Here is an 11,413-nt window from a genome sequence, read left to right on the forward strand (position 1 = left end):
ATGGCCGACTTCACCGCCGAGGACGCCGAACGAGCGTTTCTCGAGGCGTACAACATGCCGACGGGCATGCCGAAGCACGAGGCGCTCGAACGTGCCGCGCGCATGTCCGACTCGCTCGGGCACCTGCCGCTCGGGGTGTCGTGCCGGGTCGCGATGATCGACTCGGCCTACTACCTGGCGCGCTACGACCTGATGCTGGCACCGTTCGCGTGGGTGCGCGCCGCTGAGGAGAAGGACCCGGAGGCGTTCAACGAGTACGAGATCCACTCGCTGAACTGGTCCCACAAGTGGGTCGCGACGGGCCTGCGCCGGGACCCGCGGTTCACGCTGGAGCAGCTGCAGGCGGTGATCGGGCAGCTCGCCGACCGCTACGGACGGCTCGGGTTCTCGGTGCAGCCGGTGCACGGGGCGCGCGCCGAACACGCCTACCACGTTGGTGACATGGCCGGCCTCGCCGAGCACCTCGGGAAGTACCTGGCCGCCGAGTCCGGTCCGATGGCGGACTGCGACGCGTGCGTGGTCGAGGAGCAGGTCTGGATGCTGGCCCGGCTGGGCCGGCACCAGGAGGCCGCCGCGCACGGCTGGGAAGGCCTGTCCGGCAACACGAACTGCGCCACGCAGCCGCAGGGCATCCTGTCCGCGCTGCTGTGGCCGTTGCTGGAGATCGGCGACACCGAACGCGCGGCGCACGCGCACACGACCGCGTACCGGTTGATCAAGGAAGACGAGATCACCTCGTACGTGCACGAGCACATCAGGTTCTGCGCGTTGACCGGCAACGTGGCGCGCGGTGAGGAGATCCTGCGCAGGTCACTGCACAAGGTGACCACGGTCCAGCTGCCGGCCGACGAGATGTCCTTCGCGGAATGCGCTTCCGTTCTGCTGCAACGGATCTCGCCGGACGTGGAGTTCGACGTGCCCAACGTCGGCCTGATGTCGGCCTCCGAGCTGCTCGACCGTCTCGCGGCGCGGGCGCTGGAGCTGGCGGACTCCTTCGACGACCGCAACGGGACGCCTGCGTGGCACGAGCGGGTCTCGCAGGCCTTGTCGCAGGCCGACTACCCGCACGTCGAGCTGGCCGTTCCGTCGGCACCGGTGGTGGCGGCGGCTCCCGCCGAGGAGTCCGTCGTGTTCGGCGACCCGGTGGAGATCGCCGAGGCGATGGTGACGCTGTACGAGCAGGGCGACTTCGTGAAGGCGCGCCGGATGCTCGACTCGCTGCCCGCGGACATGGACTCGTTGCTGCCGCCCGATCTCGCGGCGCACGCGGGCATCCGGCGGATGACGACCGGGCTCGTGCCGTTCGACCCGGCGGCGTTCGAGTCGCTGCTGACCGCGCTGCCCGCCGATCTCGCGTTGCGCTACCAGGCGCGGCTGGCGATCGGGCTGGAGGACGGCCTGGCGGTCGCCGAGCGGTGCCTGGCCGAGGCCGAGAGCGACTTCACCCGGACGGTCGCGGCGTTGACGCTGGCCGAACTGCTGGACGACACGCACGCCCACGAACGGGCCTCCGAGATGCTGGCCCTGGCGTCCTCTTTGGACGTTCCGGAGCTGCGCGGCCGGGTGCTGGTCGAGGCGGCGGAACACCAGGCGCGGCAACAGGACCTCGACGGCGCGTACGCGGCGATCGTGGCGGCCATGGCGGGCGAACTGCCGATGAGCGCCAGGTTCGAGGGCTTCCGGTTGCGGCTGCGGCTGGAGACGTTGCTGGGCCGCGCCCCCGAGGCGATCGCGACGGCCCGCGCGTTCGTGGCGGCGTTCCCGCTGCCGGAATCCGCCGAGGCGCGCTGGTACCAGGTGGCCTCGATCCAGGAGCTGGACCAGGAAGGCGCCTGCCTGGCCGACCTGCGCGAGGCCGTGGCGATCTCGCGCGTGCACCTCTCCCCCGGTCACACCGCGCACTTCTGCTTCGCGCTGAGCGGCGGCTACGTGCAGACGGACCGGTTCGTCGAGGCCGCCGAGGTGCTGGAGGAGTCGCTGCGGCTGCTGCAGGACGGCCAGGAGGACCTGCGCCTGCAGGTGGTGTTCCGGCTCGGGCAGGTGTGCCGCAAGCTGGGCGAACTCCCGGCGGCCGAGCGCTACCTGCGCGAGGCGTCCGTTCTGCTGCCGCCGGAGGAGATCGGGCGCCGGGCGTTCCTGCTGGACGCGCTCGCCTCCGTGCAGGGCCGGCTGGAGAAGCACGACGAAGCGACCGCGTCGTGGCGCGCGGCTTCCGCGCTGTGGCAGCAGGAGGGCAACGCCACGGAGGCGATCGGCTCGTTGATCGAGCTGGCCTCGAACCTGCCGGAGGACGAGATCGTCGAGACCCGCGCGGCCGTCGACGAGGCCGAGGCACTGCTGCCGACGCTGGACGACCCGCAGGAGGTCACCCGGCGGCAGGCGGAGATCGTCGCGATCCGCGCGTGGGTGCACGGCCAGGCGGGCGAGTTCGCGCTGGCGATGAAGCACTACCGCGACGCCGAGGCGTTGGTGGTGTCGCTGGGAGACGAGAGCTGGCGGGTGTTCGTGGTGCTGAGGGCGGCCCACGTGCTGCTGAACGCCGACGACGCCGAGGGCGCGGAGGCCGAGGCGCGCCGGGCGGCATCGCTGCTGCCCGACGACATCCAGGTCGGGACCGTGCTGTCGGTGCTCTCGGAAGCGTTGCGGCGCCAGAACAAGCCGTCCGGCACCGATCCGCTGGTGCGCGAGCTGACCTCTCGCCTGGATTAGTTGTGCGGCCGCTGCTGTCGGGCAGCGGCCACGGCACTACCCCTTCAGGGCTTCTGCGGCTGCCGCCGCGATCAGGCGGCGGGGGCCGTCGTCGCCGAGCGTCAGAACGTGTTCGAGGGCCTTCTCGTAGGCGATCTCGAACGCCTTGTCCGCGGGCACCTCGACGTGCGGGACGACGCCGACGCCTTCCCAGTTGGTGCCGGAGACCGGGTTGATGGCGCGCCCGTTGGGCACGGCCGACTTGAGGTGCGGGCCGACGCGGTAGCGCTCACCGGGGTGGGCGCCGCCCTTCGTGGTCTCACCGATGAGGGTGGCGCGCTCGCTCTGCTGGAGGTTGTAACTCAGCTCCTCCGCGCCGGAGAACGTGCGGGCGCTGGTGAGGACGTAGATCGGCTTCTTCCCGCCGAACTTCGGGCCGGGCACGTGCGGCAGCGTCCAGAACTGCCGGGTGGTGTCGTCCGGGCGGTTGTAGATGTCGTTGAGGTGCACTTCTTCGTCGAACAGGTAGCTGCAGATCAACGCGACCGTGTTGGGGTCGCCGCCGCCGTTGGCGCGCAGGTCGATGATCAACGCGTCGGTGTGCGCGATGAGGTTCATCGCGGCGATGACAGCGGGCGTAGCGATCTCGGCGTCGTGCAGCAGGTTGAACTCCAGCAGGCCGACGTTGCCCTTCAGGCGCTCGATCTTCCTGACGCCGAACGCGTCGAGCTCGGCCTCCTTCCGGTACGCCACCGGGTCCCACGCCGGCTCCTGGCCGGTCTCGGGAACCTCCTCGACGCTGTGGAGCAGCCGGAGATGCTTGTCCCCGTTGACACTTTGCAGATCCGCGGTGACTCGGGCCGCGAACTCCTCGTCGTCCACGGCGTCGACGTAGGCGCCCTCGGCCAGGCGGGTGCGCAGGACGGTCGCGATCTCGTTGGCGGTGTCCGGGAACACGTAGTAGGAGGCGAGCTGGGAGCACAGGAGTTCGATCTCGGGTTCGCGCACCGGCCCACGATACGAGACGCTCGGCGAACCGACAGCCGATTTTTGGTGTGGGCACTGGGTATGCGCCCCCGCCTGGCAGTTCGACCACGTCGACCGTTGCCGGACTACCGGTTCGCGCCGAGCGTCAGCTGCGCTGATCCCGCGCCGAGGCGTAGAGGCAGACCGCGGCGGCCGTCGCGAGGTTCAGGCTCTCGGCGGCGCCGTACAGCGGCACCTTCAGCGACGTGTCGAGCTCCGCCAGCACGGCGTCGGGCAGGCCGTGGGCCTCGCTGCCGAACACCCACGCCGTGGGCTGCTTCAGGTCGCCCTTGACCGAGGCCTCGACGAGGTCGTCCTTCGCGTGGCCGTCGGCGGCCACGAGCTTCAGCCCGGCTGCGCGGCAGGCGGCGAACACTTCGGACGCGTCGCGGGAACGGGCGATCGGCAGGTGGAAGAGCGAGCCGGTGGAGGCGCGCACGCACTTGCCGTTGTGCGGGTCGACCGTGTCGCCCGCGAAGATCACCGCGTCGGCTCCGGCCGCGTCGGCGACGCGCGTGACGGTGCCCGCGTTGCCGGGGTCCGAGACGCCGTAGAGGACGGCGACGAGCCTCGGGGTGCCTTGCAGGGCCTGGTCGAGCGGCTGCGGCACGGCGTCGCAGACCGCGACGAGGCCCTGGGGCGTCACGGTTTCCGACAGCGACGTGGCGGCCTTGTCGGTGACCTCGCTGATCCGGATGCCTCGCTCGGAGGCGGACTGGAGCAGTTCGGCGTTGCGGTCCGCTGCCGTTGCCGTGACGAAGAGTTCGTGCACCTCACCGGTTTTCCAGGCAAGTGCCTCGCGCACGGCCTGGGCTCCCTCGACGAGGAAGCGGCCGGCCTTGTCACGGCCCTGGCGGCGGGTCAGGTGGCGAGCAGCAACGACCCGAGGCGTCCGTTCGGTGAACGGATCTGCCTCGGGTCGATGAAAGCTGCCGCGAGCGTGCTCGCTCAGGCCTGGTCCCCGGCCGGAGCGTTCACGTCGGCCGGGAGCGCCCCACGGGCGATCTCGACGAGAGCGGTGAAGGCGTTGGCGTCGTGCACGGCGAGGTCCGCGAGGATCTTGCGGTCGACCTCGACGCCACCAAGGCGAAGGCCCTGGATCAGACGGTTGTAGGTCATGCCGTTCGCGCGGGCAGCGGCGTTGATGCGCTGGATCCACAGCTTGCGGAAGTCGCCCTTGCGCGCACGGCGGTCGCGGTACGCGTAGTTGAGCGAGTGGAGCACCTGCTCCTTGGCCTTGCGGTACAGCCTCGAGCGCTGGCCGCGGTAACCGCTCGCCAGCTCAAGGGTGGTACGGCGCTTCTTCTGGGCGTTTACAGCCCGCTTGACGCGTGCCACGGGTCCATCCTGTCGATCTCATGGGGGCGGTGTTCGCCAGAAGATCTGGCACTGCCGCCCCGAGTTAGCTAGGGGAAAACGGTCAGAGACCGAGCAGCTTCTTCAAGCGGGGCGCGTCAGCGGGAGACACCACGACCGTGCCGGCCATGGCGCGCGTCTCCTTGCTGGACTTGACCTCCAGGCGGTGGCGCTTGCCCGTCTTCTCACGGACGAGCTTCCCGCTGCCGGTGACCTTGACTCGCTTCGAGGTCCCCTTGTGCGTCTTGTTCTTCGGCATTTCCGTCCTCGTCTCGTGCTACCCACCGGGTCGGGGGCGGCCATGCGTCCTATTCAGCGGGTTCGGTGGCTTCGTCGGTGTCGACGTCGCCGTCCTGCTTGACCGGACGCGCCTTGATGTTCTTGTGCGGCGCCAACACCATGATCATGTTGCGGCCGTCCTGCTTCGGGTTGGACTCGACGAAGCCCAGCTCCGCGACGTCCTCCGCCAGCTTCTGCAGCAACCGGTAACCGAGCTCCGGGCGCGACTGCTCGCGGCCGCGGAACATGATGGTCACCTTGACCTTGTTCCCGTGCGACAGGAAGCGGGCCACGTGGCCCTTCTTCGTCTGGTAGTCGTGCGGGTCGATCTTCGGCCGGAGCTTCTGCTCCTTGATCACGGTCAGCTGCTGGTTCCGACGAGACTCGCGGGCCTTCTGCGCCGTCTCGTACTTGAACTTGCCGTAGTCCATGAGCTTGCAGACCGGCGGTCGAGCCTGCGCGGCGACCTCGACGAGGTCCAGATCCGCTTCCTGCGCGAGTCGGAGCGCGTCCTCGATGCGAACGATCCCGACCTGCTCACCATTCGGCCCGACCAGACGGACCTCCGGCACCCGAATGCGGTCGTTGATGCGCGGCTCGGTGCTGACGGGAGCACCTCGGTTCGAGGGACTTGTCATTCACGTCCTTTGAGACTCGTTTGCGCCAAAGACAAGAGCCCCGTCGTCGATGTCGACGACAGGGCCCGCTTCCGACCGATCACTTACCTGGCTCTGGGGCACCCGTGTGCCCTGCGTGTCAGGAGGACCGGACCCGGCCACCTCTTGAGACGGTGAACGCGGGTGGGAGCGGGGCTCCACTTGCCGCTCTCGCACTAACGAGAGCTGGTCGCGTCGGAAATACTAGCAGACGCTCTTGTCAACCCCCGAATCGAGGAGGTGTGACGTGGGGTTGCTTGAATGTCGGGGTGACCGATCCGCTTGAAGACAGCATCCGTGACCTGGGCGATGTCCCCAGCATCGAGGTGATCAGCCGGGCGGCGGTGATGCTGCTGTCCGCCTCCGCGGAGCGCCTGGGCCTCGCCGACCCGGACCCCGACAACTCCCCGCGCCGCGACCTGGACGAGGCCCGCCGCCTGATCACGGGCCTGGCCGGCCTGGTCACGGCGACCTCCGAGTACCTCGGCCCGCACGCCGCGCCGCTCAAGGACGGCCTGCAGTCGGTGCAGCGCGCGTTCCGCGAGGCCTCCGCCGTGCCGGACGAGCCCGGCCAGGGTCCCGGCGAGAAGTTCACCGGTCCCGTCTACTGACCCGCCCCCTGCTGATCCGCTCTGACCACGACCGGTTCCCACGGCTCCGCCCTGATCTGGAACACCGCCGAGGCACGTTGCCCGGTGGCCGCCCGGAACGTGACGGCGGAGCCGTTGTGGAGCGGGCCGAGGCTGAGGTGCTCCGTCGGCGGCTCGTCGTACTGGGAGAGCCCGAGCACCCGTGATCCCGGCACGACCGACACCGTCAGCTCGTCGATGACCGCGGGCCCGCCGAAGTAGCTGAGCCGGAACTCGTCGGGCGCGCCGGGCGTGATCGCGAACGTCGGCATGCCCCTCCTGCTGCGTTCGGCGGCGAGGAACTCGGTGAGCTCGTTGATCTGCGCGGTCGCCTGCTGGGCCGCGAACTGGGCCTCGTCCGCCAGCAGCCGTGACGCCGCCGCCGCCTCCTGTGCGTCCGCGACGGCCTTCCTGGCTTCTTCGACCGCCGTCTTGGACTGCAACGCGCTGGCCGTCGCCTGTTCCACGGCCTTGCGGGCGGCCTGCGCCTCGTCCTGCGCCCGCTGGGCCGCGTCCTGCGCCCTGTTCGCGGCGGCCTGAGCGTTCTTCGCCTCGCGCGCCTGCCACAACGCGATGGCCGTCGCACACATCGCCACGACGGCGGCGATCACCGAGAGCGCGATCATGCCCGCACCCCCAGCGCCAGGAGCTGCCGGCGGGCGAGGTCGTCGATGACGTCGGTGTCGCCGGTGCGCCAGCCCACCGCGGGATCGCCGGAGAACTTGCTCAGCTCCTTCGGCGACAGGCTGGTGAGCGCTCGCAGCGCGAGCAGATCGGGCTTGTCCCTCAGCTTCGCGATGTCGCCGGCCTTGCGCGCGTATCGCAGCCGCAGCGGCAACCACGTGATGAGCAGGAACAGCACCGGAATGGTGACGACGGCCACGGCGAGCCAGAACGCCGTGTCCTGCACCACACCGATCTGCGTGTTACCGGCACCGATGAGGGTCTCGCCGGCCTTGGTGCCGTTGCCCAGCGCGCCGGACAGGTCGTCGCCCACGAAGGGAACGCCCTTGGCCTTGCTCGCAGCGTTGGTGAAGACGTCGCGAATGTCGCCGCCCGCGTTGACCAGGCCGTCACCAGGTGCTCTGAGCTCCAGCACCCAGTCGTGGGCGGTGCTCGCGACCCAGATCCACAGCGCCACCCATCCGGCGGCGAGGAGGTCGGCGATCAGCTGACGCGTGAACCTGGCAGGTCTGTCCGCGTACCACTTCATGTGCGGATGGTGTCACAACGTCAACGGCGGTCCGGAGGCCCTGCGAGCCGTCCGAACCGCCGTTGCTGCGAACAGATCAGTCGACGACTGCGAGCGCGTCGATCTCCACCAGCAGACCGGCCGGAAGCCCGACGTAGACGGTCGTGCGGGCGGGCGCCGGGTCCGTCACGAACTCGCCGTAGACCTCGTTCAGCTCCGCGAAGTGCGCGGTGTCGGTGAGGTAGACGCGGATCATCACCACGTCGTCGATGGACGCGCCGCCGGCGGCGAGCACCGCGTGCAGGTTCGCGAACGTCTGACGGGTCTGCTCCGCGACGGTGGTGCCGACGATGTCGCCGGACTTCGGGTCGAACGCGACCTGACCGGCCACCTGCAGGATGTTGCCCTTGCGCACACCCTGCGAGAAACGGGCCACCGGCTGCGGAGCGTCGGCAGTCTTGATCTCAACCTTGGACAACGGACTTCCCCTTATTCATCTTGGAACGTAACCGCATTCGACTGAAGCAGCTTCGGCGGTGGCGAGCAGGTCGGGCAGGTGGGCGAGCAGCCCGTCGAAGTCGAGCAGCACCTTCGGCACCGACATCGACACGGCGGCGATCACCTCGCCCCGCGAACCCTTGATCGGGGCGGCGATGCAGTGGATGAAGTCCTCGTGTTCGGCGTTGTCGACCGCGTAACCGTTGGCGCGCACGCGTTCCAGCTCCGCCATGTACGCCGTCGGGCCGATGATGGTGTTCGCCGTCAAGCGCGGGAACTCCATCGTCGCCAGAACCTTCTGCAGCGCGACGGAGGACAAGTCCGCCAGCAGGATCTTCGCCACGGCCGTGCAGTGCAACGGCGCGCGGCGGCCGATGCGTGAGTACATGCGCATCTGGTGCGTCGACTCGTACTTGTCGATGTAGATCACCTCACCGTCCTCATAGGACGCGAGGTGGATCGTGTAGCCGAGGCGCGAGTTGAGGTCGCGCAACGCGGGCTCGGCCGAGCGCCGGACGTCGCGTTCCTCGAGAGCGCGGTTGGCGAGGTCGAACAACGCGGTGCCGAGGCGGTAGTGGTGCACGCCGTCGCGCTGCACGAACCGGTGCGACTCCAGCGTGCGCAGCAACCGCAGCGTCGTCGACTTGTGCACACCGATCACGCCGGACAGTTCGTCCAGCGTCTTCGGTCCCGTGGCGAGCTGGCTCACGAGTGTGAGCGCTCTGTCGAGACTCTGGCTCATCTACACCTCCAGGCGGGCGGACGCCCAGGTCTGCGGGTCGGCGCGCAGCAGCGGATCTGTCACGTCGTCCGGCAAAGGATCTCCGACGTCCTCCGCGGTCAGCAAAGCGGAGGCCGCCTGGAGGTGCCCGGCCCGCAACCGGACCGACGGAGTCTCCCCCGCCAGCGTGGCCGCGAGGTACCCCGCGGCGAACGCGTCACCCGCCCCGACCGGTTCCACGACGTCGACTTCCAGCGCCGGTTCGAAGTACGACGAATCGCCTTCGAGCAGCGTCGCACCCTCCGCACCCTGCTTCACCACCAGCGACGCCGGGCCGGGCAGCAGCGCGCGCAACCGTTGCGGATCACCCGTGCCCCACACGAGCTCCGCCTCGTCGGCCCCGGCCAGCACCACGTCCGCCATGTCCGCGAGCTCCCGCAGCACGCGCGGGTCGCGGTCGGACCACAGCGCGGACCGCCAGTTCAGGTCGAACGAGATCCGGAACCCGTGCCGCGGCCGGCGCAGCAGCTCACGCATCAGCGCGAGGCACGAATCGGACAGAGCGGCCGTGATTCCGCTGAGGTGCACCAGTTTCACCTCGCCGAGCCCGAGCCGGTCGATCATCTCCAGGCCCATGCCGGACGCCGCGGAGCCGCGCCGGTAGTACCGGACCGGACTGCCGTTCGGCGAGGCCTCCTTCACGTAGAGGCCGGTCGGCCGGGTCGCGTCGATCCGCACCCGTGAGGTGTCCACGCCGAAACCGCCCACCGTGCCGACCACCGCCTGCCCGAACGAGTCGTCGCCGACCGCGCTGACCCACGACGACGGCACGCCGAGGCGGGCGAGATGACAGGCGACGTTGGACTCCGCGCCACCGACGGCCCGGTGCCAGGTGCGCACCAGATGCACGGGACCGGGTTCTGCCGGAACCATCATCACCATGGTTTCGCCGAGACACACGACACCGCCGACGTGTTCGAACCGCATGCGTGCTCCAGAGGTGTTCGTTGACGGCGGCGAGACCGAATGCTACACACTCCAGCATCACATCGCGCAATGGGAGTTGCAAAATATGCAACATCTGATGGAGATGGACCTCTCGGCCGTCGCGGACATCAGGTCGGAACGGATCAGCTGGCGGTTCAAGGGCCTGCCCTCGAGCACCTTCGGCTCGACCATCGGCGAGGTCGCGGACCAGCGGCTGGACCTCTTCGCCGACGAGTTCGTCGGCCCGCTCGTCGTGCTGGACGCGGACGCGTTGACGCACAACCTGACGACGATGTCCAAGTGGTGTGACAACCACGGCGTCAAGCTGGCGCCGCACGGCAAGACGACGATGGCACCGCAGCTCTTCCAGCGGCAGATCGAGCACGGCGCCTGGGGCCTCACCGCCGCCAACGCGTCGCAGCTGCGGGTGTACCGGGCGTTCGGCGTCAGCCGGATCCTGCTCGCGAACCAGCTGCTCGACCTCGGCGCGCTGCGCTGGCTCGTCACCGAACTGGACAGCGACCCCGGCTTCGAGTTCAGCTGCTGGGCCGACTCAGAGGCCGGTGTCACGCTGCTCAGCGAGACGCTGCGGGAACTCACACCCTCGCGGCCGATCGACGTGCTGGTCGAACTCGGCGCTCCCGGCGGCCGGACCGGCGCCCGCGACCTGGAGACAGCGCTGGCCGTGGCCAGGGCGATCGACCAGAGCCCGGTGCTGCGACTGGCCGGCGCCTCCGGCTACGAGGGCGCGCTGGCACACGACGCGTCCGAGTCTTCACAGTCCACTGTGGACGCCTATCTGGCCGGCCTGCGGACGTTGGTGCTGCGGATGGCCGACGCCGGGATGCTCGACGAGCTGGACTCGGTGATCGTCACCGCGGGCGGCAGCGCGTACTTCGACCAGGTGGCGGCGACGCTGGCCCAGCCGTGGCCGGTGCCGGTGACGCCGGTCCTGCGCAGCGGCGCGTACATCACGCACGACGACGGCTTCTACCGCGGGATCTCGCCGTTCGCGCGGATCGAGGGCGTGGAGCCGTTCCGTTCCGCGCTCAGGGCGTGGGCCCAGGTGACGTCCCGGCCGCAGCGCGACCTGGCGTTGCTGACGATCGGCAAGCGCGACGCGTCGTTCGACGAGGGCCTGCCGGAACCGCAGCTGGTGCGCCGCCACGACGGCGCGGTCGCCCCGCTGGCCCAGGCGAAGGTCACCGCGCTCAACGACCAGCACGCGTTCCTGTCCCTGGGCCCGGAGTCCACGGTCCGGGTCGGCGACTGGGTAGGGCTCGGCCTTTCGCACCCCTGCACGGTGTTCGACAAGTGGCAGCTCATCCCGGTCGTCGAGGGCACGACCGTGGTCGACCTGATTCGCACCTACTTCTAGAGG

Annotated in this window: 13 protein-coding genes; 3 read left to right on the top strand and 10 right to left on the bottom strand. The window is 69.6% G+C overall.

What is annotated here, in order from left to right; translation table 11 throughout:
• Positions 1-2,709, top strand: a complete 2,709-nt coding sequence (locus SK803_RS35545; RefSeq protein WP_319970577.1) for a hypothetical protein — start codon at positions 1-3, stop codon at positions 2,707-2,709.
• A 36-nt stretch (positions 2,710-2,745) separates the two neighbouring features.
• Here the strand turns inward: SK803_RS35545 and SK803_RS35550 are convergent, their stop codons facing one another.
• From SK803_RS35550 to infC, 5 genes are all read right to left on the bottom strand, one after another.
• Positions 2,746-3,696, bottom strand: coding sequence for a S41 family peptidase (locus SK803_RS35550; protein WP_319970578.1), 951 nt, complete (start codon positions 3,694-3,696; stop codon positions 2,746-2,748).
• A gap of 124 nt (positions 3,697-3,820) precedes the next feature.
• Entirely contained in the window at positions 3,821-4,579 is a 759-nt protein-coding gene (locus SK803_RS35555) for a TrmH family RNA methyltransferase (protein WP_406601633.1), read from the bottom strand.
• 83 nt (positions 4,580-4,662) lie between these two features.
• On the bottom strand, positions 4,663-5,052 hold the full coding sequence (gene rplT / locus SK803_RS35560) for a 50S ribosomal protein L20 (protein WP_319970579.1): 390 nt from the start codon (positions 5,050-5,052) through the stop codon (positions 4,663-4,665).
• 82 nt (positions 5,053-5,134) lie between these two features.
• Complete coding sequence (rpmI, locus tag SK803_RS35565) at positions 5,135-5,329, bottom strand: 50S ribosomal protein L35 (RefSeq protein WP_319970580.1); 195 nt, start codon at positions 5,327-5,329, stop codon at positions 5,135-5,137.
• A 49-nt stretch (positions 5,330-5,378) separates the two neighbouring features.
• Positions 5,379-5,987 carry a translation initiation factor IF-3 gene (infC, locus tag SK803_RS35570; protein ID WP_319970581.1) on the bottom strand — a complete coding sequence of 203 codons (609 nt, stop codon included), beginning with the start codon at positions 5,985-5,987 and terminating at the stop codon, positions 5,379-5,381.
• Positions 5,988-6,274: 287 nt separating this feature from the next.
• Here infC and SK803_RS35575 point away from each other — a divergent pair, with 287 nt between their 5' ends.
• The gene (locus SK803_RS35575) at positions 6,275-6,616 is read left to right on the top strand and encodes a DUF1844 domain-containing protein (RefSeq protein ID WP_090012317.1); all 342 of its coding nucleotides are present in this window, start codon (positions 6,275-6,277) and stop codon (positions 6,614-6,616) included.
• On the opposite strand, the gene SK803_RS35580 is transcribed toward SK803_RS35575, so the two are convergent.
• The 5 genes from SK803_RS35580 to SK803_RS35600 form a co-directional block, all read right to left on the bottom strand.
• Positions 6,610-7,260 (bottom strand): hypothetical protein, encoded by a 651-nt coding sequence (locus SK803_RS35580; protein WP_319970582.1) that lies wholly within the window; start codon positions 7,258-7,260, stop codon positions 6,610-6,612. The genes SK803_RS35575 and SK803_RS35580 overlap by 7 nt on opposite strands.
• The gene (locus tag SK803_RS35585) at positions 7,257-7,847 is read right to left on the bottom strand and encodes a hypothetical protein (protein ID WP_319970583.1); all 591 of its coding nucleotides are present in this window, start codon (positions 7,845-7,847) and stop codon (positions 7,257-7,259) included. The genes SK803_RS35580 and SK803_RS35585 overlap by 4 nt, the downstream gene beginning before the upstream one ends.
• Before the next feature lie 76 nt (positions 7,848-7,923).
• On the bottom strand, positions 7,924-8,304 hold the full coding sequence (locus tag SK803_RS35590; protein WP_189159655.1) for a RidA family protein: 381 nt from the start codon (positions 8,302-8,304) through the stop codon (positions 7,924-7,926).
• A gap of 15 nt (positions 8,305-8,319) precedes the next feature.
• A complete protein-coding gene (locus tag SK803_RS35595) occupies positions 8,320-9,066 on the bottom strand; it encodes an IclR family transcriptional regulator (protein ID WP_319970584.1) in 747 nt (248 codons plus the stop codon).
• Positions 9,067-10,032 (bottom strand): sugar kinase, encoded by a 966-nt coding sequence (locus SK803_RS35600; protein WP_319970585.1) that lies wholly within the window; start codon positions 10,030-10,032, stop codon positions 9,067-9,069.
• Positions 10,033-10,129: 97 nt separating this feature from the next.
• Between SK803_RS35600 and SK803_RS35605 the strand changes: the two genes are divergently transcribed.
• Positions 10,130-11,410: an amino acid deaminase gene (locus SK803_RS35605; RefSeq protein WP_319970586.1), complete on the top strand. Its 1,281-nt coding sequence runs from the start codon at positions 10,130-10,132 to the stop codon at positions 11,408-11,410.
• The last annotated feature ends 3 nt before the right edge of the window (positions 11,411-11,413 follow it).

The sequence above is a fragment of the Lentzea miocenica genome, assembly GCF_033949945.1.
Classification (GTDB): domain Bacteria; phylum Actinomycetota; class Actinomycetes; order Mycobacteriales; family Pseudonocardiaceae; genus Lentzea; species Lentzea miocenica.

Bases quoted from the DNA above. Each gene is read 5' to 3' on its own strand.
- SK803_RS35585 (WP_319970583.1), bottom strand. From the start codon at position 7,847: ATGAAGTGGTACGCGGACAGACCTGCCAGGTTCACGCGTCAGCTGATC.
- SK803_RS35600 (WP_319970585.1), bottom strand. From the start codon at position 10,032: ATGCGGTTCGAACACGTCGGCGGTGTCGTGTGTCTCGGCGAAACCATG.
- SK803_RS35580 (WP_319970582.1), bottom strand. From the start codon at position 7,260: ATGATCGCGCTCTCGGTGATCGCCGCCGTCGTGGCGATGTGTGCGACG.
- SK803_RS35545 (WP_319970577.1), top strand. From the start codon at position 1: ATGGCCGACTTCACCGCCGAGGACGCCGAACGAGCGTTTCTCGAGGCG.
- SK803_RS35605 (WP_319970586.1), top strand. From the start codon at position 10,130: ATGGAGATGGACCTCTCGGCCGTCGCGGACATCAGGTCGGAACGGATC.
- rpmI (WP_319970580.1), bottom strand. From the start codon at position 5,329: ATGCCGAAGAACAAGACGCACAAGGGGACCTCGAAGCGAGTCAAGGTC.
- SK803_RS35595 (WP_319970584.1), bottom strand. From the start codon at position 9,066: ATGAGCCAGAGTCTCGACAGAGCGCTCACACTCGTGAGCCAGCTCGCC.
- infC (WP_319970581.1), bottom strand. From the start codon at position 5,987: ATGACAAGTCCCTCGAACCGAGGTGCTCCCGTCAGCACCGAGCCGCGC.